Annotated in this window: 23 protein-coding genes; 13 read left to right on the forward strand and 10 right to left on the reverse strand. The window is 70.2% G+C overall.

The features are described from left to right. Positions 1 to 120 precede the first annotated feature (120 nt). Positions 121 to 570 (reverse strand): hypothetical protein, encoded by a 450-nt coding sequence (locus H4W81_RS24985; protein ID WP_192777036.1) that lies wholly within the window; start codon positions 568 to 570, stop codon positions 121 to 123. 91 nt (positions 571 to 661) lie between these two features. On the opposite strand from H4W81_RS24985, the gene H4W81_RS24990 reads away from it, so the two are divergent. After that, positions 662 to 1,027 (forward strand): MerR family transcriptional regulator, encoded by a 366-nt coding sequence (locus H4W81_RS24990; RefSeq protein ID WP_192777037.1) that lies wholly within the window; start codon positions 662 to 664, stop codon positions 1,025 to 1,027. 25 nt (positions 1,028 to 1,052) lie between these two features. On the opposite strand, the gene H4W81_RS24995 is transcribed toward H4W81_RS24990, so the two are convergent. Together H4W81_RS24995 and H4W81_RS25000 are read right to left on the reverse strand one after the other, a co-directional pair. Then, positions 1,053 to 1,841, reverse strand: a complete 789-nt coding sequence (locus H4W81_RS24995) for a class II glutamine amidotransferase (protein ID WP_318781937.1) — start codon at positions 1,839 to 1,841, stop codon at positions 1,053 to 1,055. 348 nt (positions 1,842 to 2,189) lie between these two features. After that, positions 2,190 to 2,405 (reverse strand): hypothetical protein, encoded by a 216-nt coding sequence (locus H4W81_RS25000; RefSeq protein WP_192777039.1) that lies wholly within the window; start codon positions 2,403 to 2,405, stop codon positions 2,190 to 2,192. A 348-nt stretch (positions 2,406 to 2,753) separates the two neighbouring features. On the opposite strand from H4W81_RS25000, the gene H4W81_RS25005 reads away from it, so the two are divergent. Both H4W81_RS25005 and H4W81_RS25010 read left to right on the forward strand, forming a co-directional pair. Further along, positions 2,754 to 3,488, forward strand: coding sequence for a GntR family transcriptional regulator (locus H4W81_RS25005; RefSeq protein WP_192777040.1), 735 nt, complete (start codon positions 2,754 to 2,756; stop codon positions 3,486 to 3,488). Between the two features lie 226 nt (positions 3,489 to 3,714). Beyond that, on the forward strand, positions 3,715 to 3,897 hold the full coding sequence (locus tag H4W81_RS25010; protein ID WP_192777041.1) for a hypothetical protein: 183 nt from the start codon (positions 3,715 to 3,717) through the stop codon (positions 3,895 to 3,897). An 18-nt stretch (positions 3,898 to 3,915) separates the two neighbouring features. On the opposite strand, the gene H4W81_RS25015 is transcribed toward H4W81_RS25010, so the two are convergent. The 7 genes from H4W81_RS25015 to H4W81_RS25045 form a co-directional block, all read right to left on the reverse strand. Then, a complete protein-coding gene (locus tag H4W81_RS25015; protein ID WP_192777042.1) occupies positions 3,916 to 4,944 on the reverse strand; it encodes a TerC family protein in 1,029 nt (342 codons plus the stop codon). Next, positions 4,941 to 5,396, reverse strand: a complete 456-nt coding sequence (locus H4W81_RS25020) for a hypothetical protein (protein WP_192777043.1) — start codon at positions 5,394 to 5,396, stop codon at positions 4,941 to 4,943. Before H4W81_RS25020 ends, H4W81_RS25015 begins: the two co-directional genes overlap by 4 nt. Further along, positions 5,396 to 6,802 carry an Nramp family divalent metal transporter gene (locus tag H4W81_RS25025; protein WP_225958785.1) on the reverse strand — a complete coding sequence of 469 codons (1,407 nt, stop codon included), beginning with the start codon at positions 6,800 to 6,802 and terminating at the stop codon, positions 5,396 to 5,398. Before H4W81_RS25025 ends, H4W81_RS25020 begins: the two co-directional genes overlap by 1 nt. 149 nt (positions 6,803 to 6,951) lie before the next feature. Continuing rightward, positions 6,952 to 9,063, reverse strand: a complete 2,112-nt coding sequence (locus H4W81_RS25030; RefSeq protein ID WP_192777045.1) for an acetate--CoA ligase family protein — start codon at positions 9,061 to 9,063, stop codon at positions 6,952 to 6,954. After that, positions 9,064 to 10,287: a formyl-CoA transferase gene (gene frc, locus H4W81_RS25035; RefSeq protein WP_192777046.1), complete on the reverse strand. Its 1,224-nt coding sequence runs from the start codon at positions 10,285 to 10,287 to the stop codon at positions 9,064 to 9,066. A gap of 9 nt (positions 10,288 to 10,296) precedes the next feature. Next, entirely contained in the window at positions 10,297 to 11,961 is a 1,665-nt protein-coding gene (locus H4W81_RS25040; RefSeq protein WP_192777047.1) for a thiamine pyrophosphate-binding protein, read from the reverse strand. Positions 11,962 to 12,052: 91 nt separating this feature from the next. Continuing rightward, entirely contained in the window at positions 12,053 to 13,576 is a 1,524-nt protein-coding gene (locus tag H4W81_RS25045; RefSeq protein WP_318781938.1) for a molybdopterin molybdotransferase MoeA, read from the reverse strand. A 210-nt stretch (positions 13,577 to 13,786) separates the two neighbouring features. On the opposite strand from H4W81_RS25045, the gene H4W81_RS25050 reads away from it, so the two are divergent. The 10 genes from H4W81_RS25050 (at position 13,787) to H4W81_RS25095 (ending at position 23,764) form a co-directional block, all read left to right on the forward strand. Next, positions 13,787 to 14,758, forward strand: coding sequence for a 2-dehydropantoate 2-reductase (locus H4W81_RS25050; RefSeq protein ID WP_192777049.1), 972 nt, complete (start codon positions 13,787 to 13,789; stop codon positions 14,756 to 14,758). Positions 14,759 to 14,801: 43 nt separating this feature from the next. Beyond that, complete coding sequence (locus tag H4W81_RS25055) at positions 14,802 to 16,685, forward strand: molybdopterin oxidoreductase family protein (protein ID WP_192777050.1); 1,884 nt, start codon at positions 14,802 to 14,804, stop codon at positions 16,683 to 16,685. Then, positions 16,685 to 18,400, forward strand: coding sequence for an NADH-ubiquinone oxidoreductase-F iron-sulfur binding region domain-containing protein (locus tag H4W81_RS25060; RefSeq protein ID WP_192777051.1), 1,716 nt, complete (start codon positions 16,685 to 16,687; stop codon positions 18,398 to 18,400). Before H4W81_RS25055 ends, H4W81_RS25060 begins: the two co-directional genes overlap by 1 nt. A 5-nt stretch (positions 18,401 to 18,405) precedes the next feature. Further along, entirely contained in the window at positions 18,406 to 19,239 is an 834-nt protein-coding gene (locus tag H4W81_RS25065; RefSeq protein ID WP_225960121.1) for a 2Fe-2S iron-sulfur cluster-binding protein, read from the forward strand. Continuing rightward, the gene (gene fdhD / locus H4W81_RS25070) at positions 19,232 to 20,071 is read left to right on the forward strand and encodes a formate dehydrogenase accessory sulfurtransferase FdhD (RefSeq protein WP_192777052.1); all 840 of its coding nucleotides are present in this window, start codon (positions 19,232 to 19,234) and stop codon (positions 20,069 to 20,071) included. Before H4W81_RS25065 ends, fdhD begins: the two co-directional genes overlap by 8 nt. Positions 20,072 to 20,166: 95 nt before the next feature. Then, a complete protein-coding gene (locus H4W81_RS25075) occupies positions 20,167 to 21,120 on the forward strand; it encodes a metal ABC transporter substrate-binding protein (protein WP_192781025.1) in 954 nt (317 codons plus the stop codon). Further along, on the forward strand, positions 21,108 to 21,890 hold the full coding sequence (locus H4W81_RS25080; RefSeq protein WP_192777053.1) for a metal ABC transporter ATP-binding protein: 783 nt from the start codon (positions 21,108 to 21,110) through the stop codon (positions 21,888 to 21,890). The genes H4W81_RS25075 and H4W81_RS25080 overlap by 13 nt, the downstream gene beginning before the upstream one ends. Next, positions 21,887 to 22,723 (forward strand): metal ABC transporter permease, encoded by an 837-nt coding sequence (locus tag H4W81_RS25085; protein ID WP_192777054.1) that lies wholly within the window; start codon positions 21,887 to 21,889, stop codon positions 22,721 to 22,723. The genes H4W81_RS25080 and H4W81_RS25085 overlap by 4 nt, the downstream gene beginning before the upstream one ends. Next, on the forward strand, positions 22,720 to 23,109 hold the full coding sequence (locus tag H4W81_RS25090; protein ID WP_192777055.1) for a Fur family transcriptional regulator: 390 nt from the start codon (positions 22,720 to 22,722) through the stop codon (positions 23,107 to 23,109). The genes H4W81_RS25085 and H4W81_RS25090 overlap by 4 nt, the downstream gene beginning before the upstream one ends. Positions 23,110 to 23,215: 106 nt before the next feature. Then, positions 23,216 to 23,764, forward strand: coding sequence for a CGNR zinc finger domain-containing protein (locus tag H4W81_RS25095; protein WP_192777056.1), 549 nt, complete (start codon positions 23,216 to 23,218; stop codon positions 23,762 to 23,764). Positions 23,765 to 23,767 lie beyond the last annotated feature (3 nt).

Below are 23,767 nucleotides of genomic sequence, written 5' to 3' on the forward strand. Positions count from 1 at the left end.
GGCCGGAGGGCCTCGGTCGAGGCGGCCCGCGGCCCCGAGGGGATGCTCGAGGCTCGTCTGCCGGAACGACCGGCGCGAGACAGCACCTGATCTCGCGGGCTCGCCGCCACTCTGCTGATCTCAGCGGTCACCCAAGCCGGCGAGATCGTTCACCAAAGAGGTGCGCCGCCACCACGGCACCAGCTGAACGACGCCGAGCGCCACCTCGACGACGAAGAACAGCCACAGCACCCCCGTGGCGCCGTGGATCAGCGCGTACGCCTGCCACATCGCGAACAGCGTCCGGGCGACGCCGTCGAGCAATCCGTGCAGGGGCAGGGGCCTGACGATGCGCAGGATGGCCCAGACGACTATGACCGAGCCCATCAGGTTCGCGTACAAGGTCTGCATCGGGTCGAGGGCGGGCATGACGCCCAGCCCGAGTGCGCCGCCCAACGACGACAGCGCCCCGTGCACCAGGGTGTACGTCCACGGCGTCGCGAATCCCGCCGTGACGACGAGGTCGTACCAGGCGCTCGCGCGTACGACGCGAAGGTAGGCGTGGCGGGAAGGGGCGAGAAGACGGATCACGAGGGGCCTCCTGTGGGTCTCACGGCAACGAAGGCTCACGGTAAACAGTGGAGTACGCTCCAATGTCAAGCCCGTAATCCGACGGAGGGTCATGCGCATCGGAGAGTTGGCCGCGCAAGCGGGGATGACCAAGGACACCATCCGGTTCTACGAGAAGGTCGGCCTCGTCACAGCTCGACGGCTGGCCAACGGCTATCGCGACTTCCCGCCCGAGACAGTGGCCTGGCTGCACTACGTCCGCACCGCGCAGACGCTCGGGTTCTCACTGGCGGAGATCGCACGGCACGGCGAGGAACTGCACGACGCGCCGGACTCCGCGGAAAGGCTGTCCGCGCTGTTCGAGGAGAAGATCCACGTCATCGACGCGCGCATGGGCGAGCTCGCCGCCCTACGGGCCGAGCTCACAGCGCGGGTCGGCACCGGATGCCCCCTGCGGGCGGTCGGCCAAGCCGTCTGAGCCCGGGACGCAGCGGAGCACCCGGTCAGGTCAGCTGCGCGACGTTGAACCCGGCCAGCAGCTCGCCGTTGGGCGGGATGACGCCGTAGCTGCTCTCCGGGAGTTCGTTCCAGGCTCCCGGCAGGTCGCCGAGCGGCTCGGACACGACCAGGCGCGTGTCTCCCGACAGCCCGCGCAGCCACGCGACATCGGGGTACAGCGCGCGCAGGGACTCGACGCTGGAACTGTAGAACAGCGTGCGCGACTCGCGCCGGCTGGAGTAGCGGAAAACCCACACCCGCTCGCCGTTCGACGTCGCGACCGTCATCTGCAGCGGGAACTCGACGTCGTTGTCATGGCCGAGCTGCTCGACCAGGCCGGCCATCCGGCCCACGGCCCCCGGCGGATCGTCGTCCAGGCCGAACGTCAGCGCCAGGTAGAACATCACCTCCGAGTCCGTCGTGCCCTCGATGCGGGAGAACAGCGCGGGGTCGACGGCCATGCACAGCTCCCGCCGGAGCCGCTCGAAGCCTGCGACCACGCCGTTGTGCATCCACAACCAGCGTCCGTGACGGAACGGGTGGCAGTTGGTCTGCTGCACCGCCGTGCCGGTCGACGAGCGGATGTGGGCGAAGAACAGCGGCGAGCGGACATGGTTGGCGATCTCCCGCAGGTTGCGGTTGTTCCACGCCGGGCCGGTGTCCCGGAAGATCGCCGGAGTGGCGATGTCACCGGTGTACCAGCCGACGCCGAACCCGTCGCCGTTCGTCGTCTGCACGCCCATCCGGGAGCGCAGACTCTGGTCGATCAGCGACGGCTCCGGACGGTACAGCACGTCGCACAGCAACAGGGGCGTCCCCGAGTAAACGAGCCATCGGCACATGAGCCACGCCTTTCCTCAGCAGGTCGTACAACCTCAGCCGTACCCTCTCGGCCGGGTGGTATGGCGCGCCGGGTTCAGCACGTGGCGTCGATGAGGAGCAGGTCAGCCCAACGTTCGCTGGTTTCTGACACCTCCTGCCGGTGGCCGGCATGAAGGCAGCGGCGACGAACGACGTGCGTGTCCTGCCGAGACCGCCTACGGCGGCGGTGCGGCGGTAGAAGCCGAGCGCCTGCGAGGGGTGTGCGCGACAGCACGGAGGGGCCGAACTCGTGGGCTTCCCTCCTGAGGACGCGCGCCGGTTCAGTCTTTCGGGCGCGCGAACAGTTCTAGGTGCGAGCACTCGACACAGCGGAAGGCTTCGACGATCCAGCGGGTCTTCCCCATACGCCTGGCGCCGCCGAAGATCCCGCGCTCCAGAGGGCCCTTGATCCAGCGGGCGTACCCTTGGGAATGCTCGCCGGCATCCTCGATGAAGCCCGGCTCGAGGTCCACGCCGCCGCATTGGGTGCATCGCATGCCCGTATTGTGCCAGTGCAGCGATCAACAAGGACTCGCGGGCGATCGCTGCTGGTCAGGTTGCGCAGGAGCACGGTCATGTCGACCCTGTCCACCAGGGGGCCCACGCCTTGGGCTCCCGCAGCATCGCGTTGGGCAGGAAACTCCCATGACACCCTCGGCTCGCGGATCACGTCCACGGCCTGGTCGACGAGGGATGGCCTTCGCGGTCGTCCACGGCGTGCTCGACGAGGGGACGGCTTTCGCGGTCGTCCGCGGCTTCGCGGTTGTGATCGGGGTCACCGGGCAGGTGGAGCCTGGAAACTGTATGCTGTAGGCAGTCGACCACAAACAGTTGAGGGTGCGGATATGTTGCAGTCTGATTCGGGGGCGGCGGCCAAGATTCCGCGTCCCGTGCCGCTCAGGGAGAGCGTGTTCGAAGCGCTGCTCGAGCTCATCGTGTCCGGGCAGCTTCGGCCCGGGCAGCATCTGGTCGAGAGCGAGCTGGCCGAGTTGCTCGGGGTGTCGCGGCAGCCGGTGCGCGAGGCGTTGCAGCTGCTCAGCGGCGAAGGATGGGTGGATCTGCATCCGGGCCAGGGGGCCTTCGTGCATTCGCCCAGTGTCGAGGAGGCCGACCAGCTGCTCGCCGTACGAGCGCTGCTGGAGACGGAGTCCGCGCGGCTGGCCGCGCGGCACGCGGACGAGGAGGGCGTGGCCGCGCTGCGCAGGCTGTGCGCGCGGGGAGCCTCGGCGGCTCACGCGGAGGACACCGACACGGCGGTGGCGGCCAACTCCGAGTTGCACGCGTTGATCACGGCGCTGTCGGGCAACAAGGTGCTGGCCGAGCTCGCGGCACAGGTGGCGCGCCGGGTGCGGTGGTATCACACGCCGGTGGCGAGACAGCGGGGGCTCACCTCGTGGCGGGAGCACGAGGATCTGATCGACGCCATCGCCGACGGGAACGAGGAGATGGCGGCGCAGATCATGCGGGAGCACACCGAGCACACGAGGGTGTCGTACCTGGAGCAGCGCAAGAACCAGCCGGAGGAGCCGGCGCCCCAGCCGGTACGGCGACGCCGCATGCGGGCGGCACCGGGGAGATAGGCCATCCGACTTCCGGGAGGCGCCGGTCATCGGGGGTTGACGGCCACCTCGGGAAGGTGGGTGGCCATCTGGAGGGTTGAGCGGCTTCCCGGTTTCGGGAAGCGCCCGAGGGCCGGCCGTCGTGTGGAGGTTCGTCCGTAGGGTCGGGCCGACGTTGACGCGGAGTTCACTCGGTGCCGTTTTCAGGTAACACCGCGGGTAGACGATGGAAGAGAGGTGATGACCAATGAAGGCGATTGCCCGCTTTCTCCTTAGTGATCCCATCGGCAACTCCGCCGACGGCCGCATGCTCGGCCTGGCCGTCGGCCTGGCGACGAGGCAGCACTACTCGGCCGACGAGGCCGACCGCTACCTGCGCGAATGGACTGCCGAGGCGACCGCTCACGACAAGGCCGCGGGCGGGGCCTGAAGCCCCACCCGCGGAAAGTCAGCGCCGCTCGCCCTCAGAAGAGGACGAGGACGACGAAGAGGACGAGGCCCCCGAGGAGGCCGCTGACGAACCTGGGGAAGGCCCCGACGAGGACGACTTCACCAAGCTGGCCACCGTTGTCACCGCCAGCGTCCCCACGATGACCCCCAACGACACCAGGATCGGGATCTCGGGCGCCCACGTCACCCCGTCGTGATGCAGCGCCTCCAGCACCAGCTTGACCCCGATGAACGCCAGCACCACCGACAGTCCCTTGCTGAGGTACACGAGCCGGTCCAGCAGCCCGCCGATCAGGAAGAACAGCTGCCTGAGTCCCATCAGCGCGAACGCGTTCGCGGTGAAGACCAGGTAGGGATCCTTCGTCAGCCCGAAGATCGCCGGGATCGAGTCGAGGGCGAACAGCAGGTCCGTGGTCCCGATGGCGACCATGACGATCAGCATCGGGGTCACCATGCGCCGGCCGTCCAGCCGTACCGTCAAGGACGCCCCGTGATAGGCAGAGGTCGTCGGCAGCAGCCGCCGCGTCGCCCTGATCACCGCGTTCTCCGCGAACTCCTCCGACGAGGAGTCCGAGGAGGTGGAGATCAGCTTCCACGCGGTGTAGACGAGGAAGGCGCCGAAGACGTAGAAGAGCCAGTCGAAGCGGGCGACCGCCTCCGCGCCCAGGGCGATGAAGACGCCCCGCATGAGCAGCGCCACCACGATCCCGACCAGCAGCACCTTCTGCCGGTACCGCATCGGCACCCGGAACCTGCTCATGATCAGCAGGAAGACGAAGAGGTTGTCGACGCTGAGGGAGTACTCGGTGATCCATCCGGCGAAGAACTCCCCGCCGCGCGCGGGCCCCGACAGCAGCAGGAGCCCCGCGCCGAAGACCCCCGCGAGGGCGACGTAGAACGTCACCCAGCCGACGCACTCCTTGAACGACGGCTCGCGGGGGTTGCGGGCCACCAGGTAGAAGTCGACGGCCAGCACGAGCACGAACCCCGCGATCGTGGCCAGCCAGATCCAGGGAGGCAGGTTCACACCGATGCCCTCCGTACGTAGTGGGCGAGCAGTTCGTCAGCGCGCGGGTTGCGCCGCCGCGCGCGCACCCGCAGCAGCCAGTACGGCATGAGCCGCTCGTGCAGCCAGAGGAAGCCGATGGCGAATCCCAGGCTCACCATGGCCTGGTAGGCCAGGAAGGGCAGCACGCCGTCGGCCATCCCACCGGTGGGCGCGACGCTCTCCTGGGCCAGTCTGGACAGCGGGAAGGCGAGCAGCCATAACAGTCCGGCGGGCGCGAAGGTGCCGGGACGGAACGGGCCGTGGCCGAGCAGCATGCCGTACAGGCCGCCGAAGAGAGCCAGCGGTAGCGCGAGCAGCGCCGCCCCGCCGGGCTGACCCGCGAAGAGGGTCAGCCCGCCCGCCATGGCGCCGGCGAGGGCGCCGACGGCGAGCCCGGGGACGGCCAGTTCGAGGCTGTGACGGGCGACCATCAGCCCACCACCACGCCGAAGGCGACGAGGCTGTAGAACAGCATCCCGAGGTAGAAGACCGCGCCGAAGCCGATGATCGCGTTCGACCACCATCGCGGTCTGATCGGCTTGGGCAGCATCCTGTTGTTGACCAGGAGCAGCGTCACGCAGTACGCGCCCATCGCGAACGTCGACAGGAACGCCAGCGTGTCGAGGATCCCGCTGGGCCCGTCGGCGGGTCCGAAGAGCAGGATCAGGATGCCGAAGACGATCACTCCCCAGAGGAAGCCGGCGTAGAGGTGCGCCATCTTCAGCCGGCGCGCGCCCGGCACGAAGTTGTAGGTCATGTCCGCCTGGCCGCGCGAGAAGGAGTCGAACAGCCCGAGCGTCGCGTTGAGCCCGATCAGCGCGATGAACCCGAGGAACACCACGCCCAGCACCGAGCTGCCGGCCGAGGAGACGGCGTCGGCCATGGCGCTGAGCGCGACCTCCCTGTCGTCGCCCTGGATGGCCGCGCGCACGCCGGGGTTCTGCCTGGCCGCGGCCTGCGCGATGACCGTGAACGAGATCGTCACGAGCATCGTGACGCCCCAGAACAGCAGGAGCGCGTCGAAGGTGACCCAGCGCCGCCATCCGCGCCACTTGGCCATCTCGGCGGGGTCCTCGGTGTCGAACATGAAGCCGCGCGAGGGCATGGCCTCCTCCTCGCCGGCGTGCCGCAGGCCGCGGATGCGCGGGATGTGCGCGCCCATGCCCGCTCCCGAGTCGCGCAGGTGCAGGGTGTACCACATCTGCTGCATGCCGGACGGCCCCGCGAAGGCGCAGGCGCCGACGATCACCGGGAACCAGGCGGCCGACAGCGCCTCTGGCGGCAGGTAGCCGATGGAGAACATCCCGGTGATCGTGCTGACCACGTCACTCCAGGAGCCCACCATGGCCGCGATCACAGCGGTGCCGATGACCAGCGCGCCGATGAGCACCGAGAGCAGGTTCTCCAGCACGTTGTAGATGACCTTGGCCAGGCTGAAGACCACCCCGACCAGGATCAGTCCCGTGACCGCGGTCACGGTCCACGGGATGCCGGTGATCTCCTCGAAGGCCGCCGCGCCCGCCGAGAGGTGCCCAGGCCAGATGTAGACGAGGATCGCGACCGCGAAGAAGAACCACATCAGCGGCTTGAAGACGCGGGCGGCGCCGGAGAAGATGCTCTCCCCCGTCGCCATCGCGTAGCGCGCCATCTCCAGCATGACGACCGCCTGGAGGGTGACGCCGATCAGGAACAGCCAGCGGATCTCGGGCCCGAACAGCAGCACCAGGCGGGGCCACATGTACGACTCGCCCATGCCCACGCCGAGCGCCACGAGGAACACGGTGGGACCGAGGATGTGCACCGAGGGCGGGGCGTCGGGCAGCTTGCGGATGGGCATCGGCTCGAGCCGGCCCGCTTTCCATACTCGTTTGTCTTCTACCGGCGTGGTGGTCACCGGTGTCTCGGACGTGTCCAACTGACGGACCTCCTGGGGGGTGGATGTGCAGTTGCGATGGGCCCCCTTCGGCGGCTCGGCTCAAGCCACCGTCAAAGCAGTCCTGCGGCGCGCGCCCAGCGGTACTTCGCACCGAGGACCGCGACCGGCTTCTCCGTCGTGTACGGGTAGGCGACCACGCCGTGGTCGAACAGGTACTCGCAGGCCTCCTCCACCTCGGTGTCGCCGGCGAGCGAGGCGACGACCGGCTTGACGTTCCCCTTCTCGCGTTCCTCCTGGACGACTCCGGCGATCAGCTCGGCGAAGACCATGGGAGGGGTGACGATCGTGTGCCAGTAGCCGAGGACCAGCGCGTGGATGCGCGGGTCGGTCAGGCCGAGCCGTACGGTGTTCTCGTAGGTCGAGGGCGGCTCTCCCCCGGTGATGTCGATCGGGTTGCCCGCCGCGCCGAACGGCGGGATGTAGGCGCGGAAGGCCTGGTCGAGGTCGTCGGGGATGTCCATGAGGGTCAGTCCGGCGTCGACGCAGGCGTCCGAGAGGAGCACGCCCGAGCCGCCCGCGCCGGTGATGATCACGACGTTCTCGCCTTGGGGCGTGGGCATGAGCGGCAGCGAGCGCGCGTACTCCAGCATGTCGTTCAGTCCCGGCGCGCGCACGACGCCGGCCTGGCGCAGGATGTCGTCATAGACCTTGTCGTCGCCGGCCAGCGCGCCGGTGTGCGAGCCCGCGGCTCTGGCGCCCATCGCGGTACGGCCCGCCTTGAGCACGATGACGGGCTTGTGCCTGACCACCCTGCGCGCCGCCTCGACGAAGCCGCGCCCGTCCTTGAGGTCCTCGAGGTGCATGGCCACGGCGCGGGTGTGGTCGTCCTGCTCGAAGAAGGTCAGCAGGTCGTCCTCGTCCACGTCGGCCTTGTTGCCGACGCCGACGATCGCCGACACCCCCATCTTGGTCGTACGGCTGAAGCCCAGGATGGCCATCCCGATGCCGCCGCTCTGCGAGGTCAGCGCCACGCCGCCCTTCACGTCGTACGGCGTGCAGAACGTCGCGCAGAGGTTCTCCGGCGTGTAGTAGTAGCCGTAGATGTTGGGGCCGAGCATGCGCACGCCGTGCCTGGCCGCGATCTCCACGATCTCCGCCTGGCCCTCGACGTTGCCCGTCTCGGCGAAGCCCGACGGGATCATGATGGCCCCCGCCACGCCCTTCTCCCCCACCTGCTCCAGCGCGGGAGGGACGAAGGCGGCGGGGATCGCGAACACCGCGACGTCCACGTCGTACGGCACGTCGGCCACGCTCTTGTAGGCGGGCAGGCCCATGATGTCGGCGGCCTTGGGGTTGATCGGGAAGATCTGGCCCTGGTAGCCGCCGTTGATGAGGTTGCGCATGACCGAGTTGCCGATCTTGCCCTGCTCGGCCGAGGCGCCGATCACGGCGATGGAGCGCGGCTTGAAGATCCGCGTCATCTGCTCGAGGATCTTCTCCCTCGGGATGCGCGTCTTCTCCCTGGGCGGTTCGCCGATGAGGATCCGCACGTCGGCGGCGACGGCCCCGTCAGGTCCCGCGAAGACGGGGTTGAGGTCCACCTCCGCGATCTCGGGGAAGTCGCCCACCAGGGCGCCCACGCGCTCGATCATCTGGGCCAGCGCCTCCCTGCTGGCCGGTTCCGCACCCCGAGCACCGCGAAGCACCTCCGCCGCTCTGATGTCGTCCAGCATCCCGAGTGCATCATCACCCGAAAGTGGGGCGAGTCTGAAGGTCACGTCCTTCAGGACTTCGACCAGGACACCGCCGAGGCCGAACGCGACGACCTTGCCGAAGGTGGGGTCGGTGACAGCGCCGATGATGACCTCGTGGCCGCCGCCGACGAGCTGCTGCACCTGTATACCGTCGACAGACGCCTCCGGATCGTATGCAGTCGCGTTCGCGAGGATCTGCGCGTAGCCGCTCGCGACCTCCTCCGCGTTCCTAAGGCCGACCAGCACGCCGCCGGCGTCGGTCTTGTGCAGGATGTCGGGCGAGACGATCTTCAGGACGACGGGGAAGCCGAGCTCCTCCGCCAGCCGTACGGCCTCGTCGGCGGTCGTCGCCAGGCCCTCGCCTGGGGTGGCGATGCCGTACTCCTGACAGATCCGCCGCCCCTCGGGAGCGGTGAGCGCCGCACGCCCCTCCGCCAACGCCTTGTCGAGAATCTCCCTAATGGTCACCTAGATGACTCCGTTCGTCTTCAGCTCGGCCAGTTCGTCGGCGCTCACGCCGAAGGCGCCGTAGATCTCCTCGTTGTGCTCGCCCAGCAGCGGGGGCGTGCGGACCTCGACCGGCGAGTCCGACAGCTGCAGCGGGCTGCCCACCGTCACGAACGCGCCGCGCTCGGGGTGGTCGACGCTGACGACGATGCCCTCCTCGCGCAGGCTGGCATCCTCGACCAGCTCCTTCGTGGACAGGATCGGACCGCACGGGATGTTCTGGGCGTTGAGCGTGTCCAGCACGGTCCACTTGTCGTGCGCGATGCTCCACTCCTCGATGAGCTGGAACATCTTGTCCAGCTTCGGCAGCCGCGCCTCCGGGGTGGCCCACTCGGGGTCGTCGGCCAGCTCGGGCCTGCCGATGATCGCCGACAGCGGCTTCCAGCCGACCGGCTGCACGATCACGTAGATGTAGTCGTTGGGACCGCCCGGCGCGCACCGCACCGCCCAGCCCGGCTGCCCGCCGCCGCTGGCGTTGCCCGAGCGCGGCACCTCCTCGCCGAAGGTCTTGTTCGGGTACTCCTTCAGCGGCCCGTGCGCCAGCCGCTGCTGGTCGCGCAGCTTCACCCGGCACAGGTTGAGTACGGCGTGCTGCATCGCGACCTGGACGCGCTGTCCCCTGCCGGTGCTCTCCCGCTGGTAGAGGGCGGCGAGGATGCCCGCGACCGCGTGGATGCCGGTGCCCGAGTCGCCGATCTGGGCGCCGGTGGCCAGCGGCGGGCCCTCCTCGAAGCCCGTGGTGCTCATCGAGCCGCCCATGGCCTGGGCGATCACCTCGTACGCCTTGAACTTCGCGTACCGGCCCGCGCCGAAGCCCTTGATGGAGGCGTAGATGAGGCGCGGGTTGAGCTCCTGCAGGCGCTCCCACGTGAAGCCCATACGGTCGACCGCGCCGGGGCCGAAGTTCTCCACCAGGATGTCGGAGTTCTTCACCAGCTCGGCGAACAGCTCCTTGCCGCGCTCGCTCTTCATGTTGAGCGTGATGCTGCGCTTGTTGCAGTTCAGCATCGTGAAGTAGAGGCTGTCGATGCCGGGCAGGTCGCGCAGCTGCTGCCGGGTGATGTCGCCGGTCGGGGCCTCCAGCTTGACCACGTCGGCGCCGAGCCAGCCGAGCAGCTGCGTGGCCGACGGGCCGGACTGGACGTGGGTCATGTCCAGGACGCGGACGCCTTCCAGTGCCTTCATGACCGCTCCCTACTTGTACATCGTCTGGTTCATGGTCCCGGGGGCGTAGACCTCCGGATCGACCCACACGTTGATCAGCGAGGGCTTGCCCGACTCGCGCGCCCTTTCCATCGCGGGGCGGATGTCGGCCGGGTCGCGGACCTCCTCGCCGTGACCGCCGAGGAGCTTGGCGAACTCGTCGTAGCGGACGTCGCCGAGGGTGTTGCCGATGCGGGCGCGGTCCTCGCCGTACTTGGCGGCCTGGCCGTACCTGATCTGGTTCATCGAGGAGTTGTTGCCGATGACGCCGATGAACGGCAGGTCGAAGCGGACCATCGTCTCGAAGTCCCAGCCGGTGAGGCTGAAGGCGCCGTCGCCGAACAGCGCGACGACCTCCTTGTCGGGGCGGGCCTGCTTGGCGGCCATCGCGAAGGCGACGCCGACGCCGAGCGTGCCGAGCGGGCCCGGGTCCATCCAGTGGCCGGGCGACTTGGGCTGGACGACCTGTCCGGAGAAGGTGACGATGTCGCCGCCGTCGCCGATGTAGATGGAGTCCTCGGTCAGGAACTCGTTGATCTCGTGGACGAGCCGGTAGGGGTCGATCGGCCGCGAGTCGGAGTGCTGCCGCGGCAGGCGCTTGGTGTATGCCTGGGTCTCGACCGTGCGCAGCTCCTCGATCCACTCCTTGCGCCTGGTGGCGGCGTTCTGGACGCGTCCGGTGGCGGCCTGGGTGACCGCGGACAGGACGGCGCCCGCGTCGCCGACGATGCCGAGGTCGATGTCGCGGTTCTTGCCGACCGTGCGGTAGTCGAGGTCGATCTGGACGACGGTGGCGGTGGGCGAGAGGCGCTTGCCGTACCCCATCCTGAAGTCGAACGGCGTGCCCACGATGATGATCAGGTCGGCCTCGGTGAAGGCATACCTGCGGCTGAGCTGGAAGTGGTGCGGGTCGCCCGGCGGGAGTGTGCCCCGGCCCGAGCCGTTCATGTAGGCCGGCACGTTGAGCGCGCGGACGAAGTCGATGGCGGCGTCTGTGCCGCGGCAGGTCCAGACCTGGCTGCCGAGCAGGATGCACGGCTTCTCGCTGTGGGCCAGCAGGTCGGCCAGGCGCTCGATGGCCTCGGGGTCGCCCGCCTGCCTGGTCGAGGCGCGGTAGTTCGTGGGGATGCGGGCCTGGTCGAGGGGCACCTTGGCGTCGAGGACGTCGCGCGGGATCTCCAGGAACGACGGGCCCGGCGCGCCGTGGTAGCACTCGCGGAAGGCCATCGACACCAGGTCGGCCACCCGCTCTGTGCTCGGCACCGTGGCGGCGAACTTGGTGATGGGGGTCATCATGTCGACGTGCGGGAGGTCCTGCAGCGAGCCCATCTTGTGCTGGCTCAGGGCGCCCTGGCCGCCGATGAGCAGCATCGGGCTCTCGGCACGGAAGGCGTTGGCCACGCCCGTCACCGCGTCGGTTGTGCCGGGGCCCGCGGTGACGACCGCGCAGCCGGGCTTGCCGGTGATCCTGGCGTAGCCGTCGGCCGCGTGCGCCGCGACCTGCTCGTGGCGTACGTCGATCACCTCGATGCCCTCGTCCACGCAACCGTCGTAGATGTCGATGATGTGGCCACCGCAGAGCGTGTAGATGACGTCCACGCCCTCCGCCTTGAGCGCCTTGGCCACCAGGTGACCACCCGAGATCAGTTCCGACATCGCTCACCCTTCCAGGATGCTGTCTTCTCCATACTGCATACCGTATGAGCCACATGCTTACTCGGCTATCACGGGCCTGTCTAGCCCCTTCTCAGTCCGGCAGGTCGAGCAGTTCCACCGGCTCGCCGTCCCAGCCGGGCGGGAGCACGGCCAGCGCGTCGGCCAGCGCGGCCCCCCAGAGCGAGCCGGGCCGATCACGCCCGACGGGCACCGCCCCACTCCCCGACCTGCGCACGGGCACGAGCCGCGTGTCCCTGGGATGGGCCGGCGTCGCGCGCTCCCCCGGCTGGAAACGCTCGGACTTCTGGGATGGCCGGGCCAGGGTCGCGTGCTCGCCCGGCTGGTAGCGCTCGGACTCCTGGGATGGCCGGGTCAGGGTCGCGCGTTCGCCCGGCTGGTAGCGCTCGCCCTTGAGCAGCGGGACCAGCAGCGTCAGGGCGGCGGACAGGGCGGCGAACGGGTTGCCAGGCAGCCCCACCACCAGGCGCCCACCGGGCAGCCTGGCGAGGAGCTGGGGATGGCCGGGCCGTACGGCGACCCCGTCGACGAGCACCTCGGCCCCCACCTCGTCGAGAACCGCCCGCAGGTGGTCGGCGGGCCCCTTGGACGAGGCCCCGCACACCACAACGATCTCCGCCCTGCCTTGTCCGAGCTGCTCCTCCAGGACGGGCGCGGCCGTGTCGACGCCGGCGGGCGGGCTGGGGGTGGGTCCGGCGGTGGTGCCGGGAGGCTGAGGGGCGAGGGCGGTGCGGAGAGGTTCGGGGCCGTCGGGGAGCGTGAGGCACGGGCCGACCCGGCCGCCCGCCCATTCGATCAGCCCGGGCAGGAAGGGTCCGATGGCGTCGCGCACACGGCCGGGCTCGGGCAGTCCCTCATCCACCACCTCGTCGCCCGTCACGAGCACCGCCACCTCGGGGCGCCGGTGAACCGTGAGCACGTCGTGTCCCAGCGCGGCGGCCAGCCCCAGAACCATGGGCGTCACCCGCGCCCCGGCGCCGAGCGCCATCTCGCCGAGCCCGACGTCCTCACCCCGCCGCCGCACATGCCGCCCGTCCTCCACCACCCCGGCGACCCAGCCACCACCCCTCTCCCGCTCACCCGAACGATCCGACCAGGCCCGCGACTCGGCTTCCCGCTCACCCGAGTGGTCCTGCCTGGCCCCCGACCCCGCGCCTCGCTCATCCGAGTGGTCAGGTAGAGCCCGTGGCACGGCGTTCTGTTCGCCGGACGATCCTGCGTCCATACATCGGGCGGCCTCGTATGGCAGGACCGCTCTCGTGCCCTCGGGTACCGGCGCACCGGTGGCGATCTCCACCGCCCAGCCCGGCTTCAGCACCTCGGCGTGCGCCTGCCCGCCCGCCAGCACCTGTCCGACCACCTGCCACGGCCCCTCCCCCGCGACCGCGTACCCGTCCATCGCCGACACGTCCGTTCCCGGCACCGCGACGAGGGCCCGCAGGGGCAGGGCCAGGCGGCAGCCGTGCGCCATGGACAGCGGCACCTCCTCGGCAGGTGAGGACGGCGCCGCGCGCAACGCGATGGCGCGCGCCTCTGCCCACGTCACGTGTCCACCCGACGCCCTGTCCACCTTGCGGCCCCCGCCATCCGTCTCCACGCGCGACTCCACCCGACGAACCCTGCCATCTCCATCTGACCGACCCTGATGCCACCCCACCACGCCATCCCTTTCCAGGGTCTCCGGTAACCGCGGTCCGGCCCAACCGAGAACCCCCGCTCCCCGGGGAAGCCTGCCGTCCCCTCCCTTGACCCGAATTTTTCCATACTGTATACCGAATGCACTGTCGACGCGAGAACGGAGCTCGGTATGAAGGTCGCTGTTCTCGGCGCCGGCGCCATCGGCGCGTACGTGGGCGCCGCCCTCCACAGGGGCGGCGCCGAGGTGCATCTCATCGCCAGGGGCGAGCACCTGCGGGCGATACGCGAGGCCGGTGTGCGGGTGCTGAGCCCGAGGGGTGACTTCACCGCCCACCCCCACGCCACCGACGACCCTCGCGAGGTCGGCCCGGTGGACCACGTGTTCCTCGGACTGAAGGCCAACTCCTACGCGGCCGCGGGCCCGCTCGTCAGGCCACTGCTGCACGAGTCCACCACGATCATCGCCGCACAGAACGGCATCCCGTGGTGGTACTTCCACGGGCTCAAGGGCCCCTACCAGGGCTACCGCATCGAGAGCGTCGACCCGGGCGGCACGGTCACCGCCGCGCTCCCGCTGGAACGCGCCATCGGCTGCGTCGTCTACGCGGCGACCGAGATCGAGGAGCCGGGCGTGATCCGCCACCTCGAAGGGACCCGCTTCTCGATCGGCGAGCCCTCGGGCGAGCTCACCGCCCGCTGCGCGAGCTTCGGCGCGGCGATGACCAGCGGCGGGTTGAAGTGCCCCGTGGAGCAGGACCTGCGCAAGGACGTCTGGATCAAGCTGATGGGCAACATCGCCTTCAACCCGATCAGCGCGCTGGCCAGGGCCACCATGGCCGGGATCTGCCGCCACGACGGGGCGAGGGAGCTGGTGGTGGCGATGATGCGCGAGACCGTCGAGGTGGCCAGGCGGGTGGGCTGCGATCCAGGCGTCTCCGTCGAGCGCAGGCTGAGGGGCGCGGAGAGGGCGGGCGAGCACAAGACCTCCACGCTGCAGGACCTGGAGAAGGGCAAGCCGCTGGAGCTCGACGTGCTGCTGGCCGCCGTGGTGGAGCTGGCCGACCTGACGGGCGCCGAGGTGCCGACGCTGCGGGCGATCCACGCGGTCAGCGATCTGCTCAACGAGGGCCTCGCGAGCTGACGCAAAAAGACATACCGTAGGCTGTATACAGAATGGAGGGATCATGAGCTATGACCGCCTGACCCATCCACTGGTTCGTGAGGACGGCGTGCTGCGCAGGGCGAGCTGGGACGAGGCCCTCGACGCCGCGGCGGAAGGCTTCCTGCGCAACATCGCCAGGCACGGCCCCGACAGCTTCGCGATGCTGTCGTGCGCCCGCTCCACCAACGAGATGAACTACGTGGGCCAGAAGTTCACTCGCGTCGTCGTCGGAACGAACAACGTGGACTCCTGCAACCGCACCTGCCACGCGCCGAGCGTCGCGGGCCTTTCCGCGGTGTTCGGCAGCGGTGGCGGCACCTCCTCCTACCAGGAGGTCGAGGACACCGACGTGATCGTCATGTGGGGTTCGGCCGCCCGCAACGCCCACCCGATCTTCTTCCAGCACGTGCTGAAGGCGATCCACAAGGGCGCCCGGATGTTCGCGGTCGATCCCAGGCGCACCGGGACGGCCCAGTGGGCCGACCGCTGGCTCGGCCTGAACGTGGGCACGGACATCCCGCTCGCCCACGCCATCGCCCGCGAGATCATCGACGCGGGGCTGCACAACGAGCCGTTCATCCGGCGGGCCACCACCGGCTTCGACGAGTTCGCCAGGAAGGTCGAACCCTGGACGCTCGGCGTGGCCGAGCAGGTGACGGGCGTGCCCAGGGCGGCGATCCGGGAGCTGGCGCACACCTACGCCCGCGCCGACCGGGCCCAGCTGTGCTGGACACTCGGCATCACCGAGCACCACAACGCCACCGACAACGTGCGCGCCCTCATCAACCTGGCACTGCTGACCGGCCACGTCGGCAGGTACGGCTCCGGCCTGTCCCCGCTGCGAGGCCAGAACAACGTGCAGGGCGGCGGCGACATGGGCGCCATCCCCAACCGCCTGCCCGGCTTCCAGGACATCCTCGATCCCGAGGTCAGGCAGCGCTTCGAGACCGCCTGGCAGACGCCGATCCAGCCGCGCTACGGCCTCAACCTCACCCAGATGCTGGAGGCGATGGCCGAGGGCGAGGTCACCACGTGCTACCTCATCGGCGAGAACCCGGTGCAGTCCGAGGCCGACTCGCTGGCCTGCGTCAAGCGCCTCAGCATGCTCGACCACCTGGTCGTCCAGGACATCTTCCTCACCAAGACCGCCCAGATGGCCGACGTCGTGCTGCCCGCCGGCGCCGCCTGGTGCGAAAGCGAGGGCACCTTCACCAACAGCGAGCGCAGGGTCCAGCGGGTCCGCAAGGCCCTCGATCCGCCAGGAGAGGCCCGTGACGACATCTGGATCATGTGTGAGATCGCCCGCAGGATGGGCCACGACTGGCACTACGACGGCGCCGAGCAGGTGTGGAACGAGCTGCGCAGCCTCTCCCCCGTGCACACCGGCATGACCTATCGGCGGCTGGAGGAGCACCAGGGCATCCAGTGGCCGTGCCCGTCCGAGGACTCCATCGAGCCGCCCTACCTGCACGGCCGGCTCTGGGAGCAGGACCCGGGACCGCGGGCTCCATTCGCGGTGCTCGAGCACTCGCCGCCGGTGGACCTGCTCGACGAGGAGTACCCGTTCAGGCTCACCACGGGCCGCCGCCTCGATTCCTACAACACCGGCGTGCAGTCCTCGGGCTTCGCCTCGCCGCTGCGCAGGGGCGAGACGATCGAGCTGTGCCCGGAGGACGCGTCCCGGCTCGGCCTGGTCAGGGGCGAGGAGGTCAGGATCAGCTCCAGGCGCGGCACGGTGGTCGCCCCCGTCCACATCGACCCGGCGCTGCGGCCCGGTCTGGTGTTCATGACCATGCACTTCCCCGACGAGGTCGACACCAATGCCCTGACCATCGAGGCCACCTGCCCGATCGCGGGAACGGCCGAGTTCAAGGCGGCAGCCGTACGCATCGAGAAGGTGAGCTAGTGGACCTGCACTTCGGCGACGCCGAGCCGACGGCGGAGGAGCGCGCGGCGGTCGACGCGCTGCTCGGCCCGCCCGCGACCGCGTGGGAGGGCGGCGACCGCACCGCGGCCGACCTGCGCTCGGCCGCGCGGGCCGAGCAGGCCCGCGACCGGCTGCTGCCCGCGCTGCACGCGGTCAACGACAGGGTCGGCTGGATCAGCGACGGCGCGCTGACCTACATCTGCCGCCGCCTGACGATCCCGCCCGCCGAGGCGTACGGCGTGGCCAGCTTTTACTCGCTCTTCTCCCTCGAGCCGCGCCCGCCGCGGGTGCTGCATGTCTGCACGGACCTGGCGTGCCTGGCCAAGGGCGTGCGGGAGGTCCGCGACGGCGTGCCGAGCCCGTGCCTGGGGCTGTGCGAGCGGGCGCCGGCCGCGCTGGCGTTAGAGGCGGGCGAGACCCCGAAGGCGGTCGTGTACGGCGGGAGCACGGCCGAGGACGAGACCCCGCATACCGTCGAGCGTCCGGAGCCGCCGGTCGAGGACGCGGTTCCACAGGCAGGCTCCCCCGGCCTCGTCCTGCTCGGCAGGATCGGCGTGGTCGACCCGGCGAGCCTGGACGACTACCGGGCCAACGGCGGCTACCAGGCGCTGCGCCGCGCCTTCGAGCTGGGCCCGGTGGGGGTGATCAGGGAGGTCACCGAGGCGGGCCTGGTCGGCAGGGGCGGCGCCGCCTTCCCCACGGGCCGCAAGTGGGACGCGACCGCCCGCCAGCCCGACCAGCCGCACTACCTGGTCTGCAACGCCGACGAGAGCGAGCCGGGCACCTTCAAGGACCGCGTGCTCATGGAGGGCGATCCGTACGCGCTGGTCGAGGCCATGACGATCGCCGCCTACGCCACGGGCTGCCGCAAGGGCTACCTCTACATCAGAGGCGAGTACCCGAGGGCCACGCGAGCCCTCGAAACGGCCATCGAGACCGCCAGGGCCAGGGGGCTGCTGGGCCCGCGCGTCCTGGGCCACGACTTCGCGTTCGACATCGAGCTCAGGAGAGGCGCGGGCGCCTACATCTGCGGCGAGGAGACCGCGATCTTCAACTCGATCGAGGGGTACCGGGGCGAGCCGCGCACCAAACCGCCCTTCCCCGTCGAGAAGGGCCTGTTCGGCAAGCCCACCGTCGTCAACAACGTCGAGACCCTGGTCAACGTCCTGCCGATCCTGCTGACCGGCGGCTCGGACACCAAGCTGTTCTGCGTCTCGGGCAGCGTCGGCCGGCCGGGCGTCTACGAACTGCCGCTCGGCACGCCGCTGCGCGAACTGATCGACCTCGCGCGGCCGGCGGGCACGCTGAAGGCGGTGCTGCTCGGCGGCGCGGCCGGCTCGTTCGTCACCGACCTTGACGTCCCGCTCAGCTTCGAGGGCACCAGGGCGGCCGGCGCGACACTCGGCTCCGGTGTGGTCATGGTGCTGGACGAGGAGGTGGACCTGCCCGCCTTCCTGGTCAGGATCGCCGCCTTCTTCCGCGACGAGTCGTGCGGGCAGTGCGTGCCCTGCAGGGTGGGCACCGTACGCCAGGAGGAGGCCCTGCATCGCCTCGGCAGGAGGCGCAGCGAGGCGGACCTGGTGCTGCTGCGCGAGGTCGGCCAGACCATGCGCGACGCCTCGATCTGCGGCCTGGGACAGACCGCCTGGAACGCCGTCGAATCGGCCATCGACCGCCTGGGAGCGTTCAAGTGATCCCTTTGCAGCCACCGCGTCGCCTGATCGACGTGGAGATCGACGGCGCGGCCGTCCGCGTGCCCGAAGGCTCGACCGTGCTCGACGCGTGCCGTACGGCGGGCAAGGACATCCCCACCCTCTGCCACGGCGACACGCTCACCCCCAAGAACGCCTGCAGGGTCTGCGTCGTCGAGGTCGAGGGGTCGCGAACCCTGGCCCCCGCCTGCTCCAGGACGGCGGAGGCGGGCATGGTCGTCGCCACGGACACCGAGCGGGCCAGGCACAGCCGCAAGGTGGTGCTGGAACTGCTGGCCTCCTCCACCGACCTGTCGACGACGCCGAGGGCCAAGGAGTGGATGGCCGACTACGGCGCCGACCCCGCGCGCTTCGGCGAGGAGGCGGCGACCGTCGCGCAGCCCCCCAAGGTGGACAACGACCTCTACGTCCGCGACTACGGCAAGTGCATCCTCTGCTACAAGTGCGTGGACGCCTGCGGCGAGCAGTGGCAGAACAGCTTCGCGATCAGCGTCGCGGGCAGAGGGTTCGACGCGACGATCTCCACGGAGTTCGACGTCGCGCTCACCGACTCGGCCTGCGTCTACTGCGGCAACTGCGTCGAGGTGTGCCCGACAGGGGCGCTGTCGTTCAAGACCGAGTTCGACATGCGCGCCGAGGGCACCTGGGACGAGTCGGAGCAGACCACCACGACGACGATCTGCAGCTACTGCGGCGTGGGCTGCAACCTCACGCTGCACGTGCAGGACAACAAGATCGTCAAGGTCACCTCGCCGCACGACAACCCGGTCACCCACGGAAACCTCTGCATCAAGGGACGCTTCGGGTACGGCTATGTATAGAACGAAGAAACGCCAGATCACGCAGATCACGGCGCACGTCTCGACGCGGAGGCGCGACTCGCTGGCCACCGAGGAGCCCCTGGAGATCAGGGTGGACGGCCAGGCGCTCACCGTCACCATGCGCACTCCCGGCGACGACTTCGACCTCGCGGCCGGGTTCCTGGTGAGCGAGGGCACGATCGCCGCGCCGCACGACCTCTCGACCATGCGCCACTGCGCGGACCTCGACACCTACAACGTCCTCGACGTACGGCTGGCGCCCGGCGTCGAGCCGCCCCAGGCGCGCAACTTCTCCACCACTTCTGCCTGCGGCGTCTGCGGCAAGGCCTCCCTGGAGGCGGTCCGCACGGTGGCCAGGTGGAGCGCCCGCGACGACCCCGCGCGGATCGGCAGTCACGTGCTGCGGGAGCTGCCCGACCGGTTGCGGGCCGCCCAGCGGGTCTTCGACCGGACCGGCGGCCTGCACGCGGCGGGCCTGTTCGACCTCGAGGGCGGCGTGCTGTGCGTCCGCGAGGACGTCGGCAGGCACAACGCCGTCGACAAACTGGTCGGCTGGGCACTGCGCGAAGGACGGCTCCCGCTGGCCGGGACCGTGCTCATGGTCTCGGGGCGGGCCTCCTTCGAGCTCGTGCAGAAGGCGGTCATGGCCGGGATTCCCGTCCTCGCCGCGGTGTCCGCGCCCTCCTCCCTCGCGGTGGAGCTGGCGGCGGAAGAGGGGCTGACGCTCATCGGTTTCCTGAGAGGCGACTCGATGAACGTCTACACCGGCGAGCACCGGCTCACCCTGACGGGCTCGGGCCACGGCTCGGCCAGGGCCGCGACGTCGGGGTGACAGGGATGCCGGTCGGCGCGCGAGCCCCCTGCCGCCACCGGCATCCCGAGGGATTTTGACAACCATTTTCATTCTGGGCCATACTTGTGGGCGTGATGCCCTATAAAGCCCGATTCTTCTCGCTCCTGGCCGGCGGAGTGCTGCTGGCCACCACCGCCGCGTGCGGGTCAGGCGCCGCGCAGACCGCGGCCGCGCCCGGCGGCGCCGCCGGCGACAAGCCCACGGTCCTGGCCGCCTTCTACCCGCTGCAGTGGCTCACCGAGCAGATCGCGGGCCCGGACGTCACGGTCCAGACGCTGACCGCGCCCGGCGTGGAGCCGCACGACCTCGAGCTCACGCCGCAGCAGGTCGCCGGCATCGGCGGGGCCTCGATGACCGTCTACATCAAGGGCCTGCAGCCCGCCGTGGACGAGGCCATCGAGCAGAACGCCGCCGACAAGGCGTTCGACGCGGCCGCCGCCGTACAGACCCTGCCCGCGCACGCGGAGGAGGAAGAGGAGGGCGGCGAGGCGGGCCACGAGCACGAGCACGAGGTCGCCTACGACCCGCACCTGTGGCTCGACCCGAACCGCTTCGCCGGAGTGGCCACCAAGCTCGGCGAGCGGCTGGCCGAGGCCGACCAGGCGCACGCGCAGGCCTACAAGGACCGCGCCGCCAAGACCGTCGCCGCTCTCGGCGCCCTCGACCAGGAGTTCGCCAAGGGGCTGGCCACCTGCTCCACCCGGTCGATCGTGACCGCGCACGAGGCGTTCGGCTACCTGGCCGACCGCTACAAGCTCAAGCAGGTCGGCATCTCGATCGACCCCGAGGCCGAGCCCTCCCCCGCCCGCATCGCGGAGGTGGCCAAGGTCGCCAAGAGCGAGAAGGTCACTACCATCTTCACCGAGGCCCTCGTCAGCACCAAGGTCGCCGAGGTCCTCGCCACGGAGGTGGGGGCGAAGACCGCGGTGCTCGACCCCATGGAGAGCCAGCCGTCCGGCGGTGACTACCTGTCGGCCATGCGTGGCAACCTCACCACCCTGCGAACCGCACTGGGATGCACAGCGTGACAGCAGTCTTCGACATGACCGGCGGCCAGGTGACCCTGGACCGCCGGTCCGTGCTTCGCGGCGTCGATCTGACCATCGGCGCGGGCGAGGTCGTGGCCGTGCTCGGGGCCAACGGCTCGGGCAAGTCCACTCTGATCAGGGCCCTTCTCGGCCTCACCCCGCTGTCCGGCGGACAGACCCTCCTGTACGGCAGGCCGCCCGCGAAGTTCCGCCAGTGGTGGCGCATCGGCTACGTCCCCCAGCGCCTGCAGGTCGGCGGCGGCGTGCCCGCGACCGTCCGCGAGGTCGTGACCTCGGGCCGGATCGCCCGCCAGCGCCGCCTGCGCCCCACCACCGCCGCCGACAGGCAGGCCGTGGAGCGCGCGCTGGAGGCGGTGTCGCTGGCCGACCGGGCGGGCGACTCGGTGCAGAACCTCTCGGGCGGGCAGCAGCAGCGGGTGCTCATCGCCCGCGCGCTCGCCGGCGAGCCCGACACCTACGTGATGGACGAGCCCACCGCGGGCGTCGACGCCGGCAGCCAGCACCTGCTCGCCGACACCCTCTCCACGCTCGTGCGCGACGGCAAGACGATCGTGCTCGTCGCCCACGAGCTCGGCCCCCTGGAGCCGATCATCACGCGCGGCGTGCTGGTCCGCGACGGCGTGATCGCCCACGACGGCGTGCCGCCCCGGCCCGAGGGCGAGTGCGCCAAGCCGGGTCACGAGCACGTCCACCCCCACGCCGAGGAGCCTGTGGCCGGTCCGCTGGCGGGATGGCGGGCAGAGGCATGATCGAGATCCTCCAGCTGCCCTTCATGCAGCGCGCGGTGATCGCGGCGCTGCTGGTCGGGCTCTGCGCGCCGCTCGTCGGCACCTTCATCGTGCAGCGCCGCCTCGCCCTCCTCGGCGACGGCATCGGGCACGTGGCGCTGACCGGCGTCGCGCTCGGCTTCCTCACCGGCACCGCTCCCGTGCTGACCGCCGTCCTGGTCGCGGTCGTCGGCGCCGTCGCCATCGAGATCGTGCGGGCCCGCGGGCGCACCAGCGGAGACGTCGCGCTGGCGCTGCTGTTCTACGGCGGCATCGCGGGCGGCGTGATGCTGATCTCCATCGCGCCCGGCGGCAGCAACGCCAAGCTGACCTCCTACCTGTTCGGCGCCATCGCCAGCGTCACCGAGGAGGACCTGTGGGTCATCGGCGCGCTGGCCGTCGCCGTCATCGCGGTGGTGGCGATCTTCGGCAGGGAGTTGTTCGTGCTGTGCCAGGACGAGGAGGTGGCCAAGGCCAGCGGCCTGCCCGTGCGCTTCCTCAGCCTGCTCATCGCGGTGACCGCGGCGCTCACGGTCGTGATCGCCATGCGCGTGGTGGGGCTCCTGCTGGTGAGCGCGCTGATGGTGATCCCGGTGGCCACGAGCCAGCAGTTCACCAGGGGATTTCGCGCCACCATGCTGCTGTCGATGGTCTTCGGCGTCGTCGCCGCCGTGGGAGGGCTGCTGAGCTCGACGTTCTCCGTTAAGGTGCCCCCTGGCGCAGCCATCGTCCTTCTCGCTCTCGCCGGCTTCGTGCTGGCCCTCGGGGTCGGTAGATTCGTACGGCGAGGCCGAACCCGGGAGAGCCACTCATGACCAATCGACGCGATGCCGTTCACGACACCCTTCGCCGAAGCGAAGGTTTCCGCAGCGCGCAGGACGTCTACGCCGAAATGCGTTCCGACGGCGCCAAGATCGGCCTGACCACGGTCTACCGTGCGCTCCAGGCGCTGGCCGACGGCGGCAAGGTCGACGTACTGCGCACCGACGACGGTGAGTCCGTGTACCGGGCCTGCGCCAGCGGCGACCACCATCACCACCTCGTCTGCCGCCGCTGCGGCCGTACGGTCGAGGTGGCCGGTCCCGACGTCGAGCGCTGGGCCGAGGCCGTCGGCGCCGACCACGGCTTCACCGACGTGACCCACACCGTGGAGGTCTTCGGCACCTGCGCCACCTGCTCGGCGGCGGTGCGCGCCTCCTGACCACGGGGCGAAAAAACGGCTGTCCGCCCCCGCGGAAGGCCCCGTGTGCGCCGTACGAGAGATACGCTGTGCCCCCACGCTGGAGTAGGCCACGATCGGAGCTGACATGCCGTTTGGCCATGACATGGTGTACTCGCTCGCCACCGTCGTCGACCTGGTGAACACCTCACCGGCGACCGGAGGCGACGAGGGCCTCGGCGATCTCGACGATCTCGCCGAGTTCGTCAGGGTGCGCCAGGTCAGCGGCATCCAGACCCTCACCCCCAAAGACCTGGGGCAGGTCAGGATGCTGCGCGACGACTTCCACCGGGTCTTCACCGCCCCGGACCAGGCGACCGCGGTGCGACTGCTCAACGCGCTGCTCGCCGACACCAGGATCACCCCGAGCCTGACCGAGCACGACGGCCATCCGGTCCACATGCACTACTTCGCCCCCGACGCCTCGCTGGCCGAGCACCTCGCGGCCGACTGCGGCGTCGCGCTGGCGCACCTGCTGGTGGAGGGCGAGTGGGAGCGCCTGCGCACCTGCTCGGCGCCCGACTGCGCCAGGGTCTTCGTCGACGAGTCGCGCAACAGGTCGAGGGTCTACTGCGACAGCCGCACCTGCGGCAACCGCATGCATGTCGCCGCATACCGGGCAAGGCGCAGGGCATGATGA

Source organism: Nonomuraea africana, from assembly GCF_014873535.1.
Classification (GTDB): Bacteria; Actinomycetota; Actinomycetes; order Streptosporangiales; family Streptosporangiaceae; genus Nonomuraea; species Nonomuraea africana.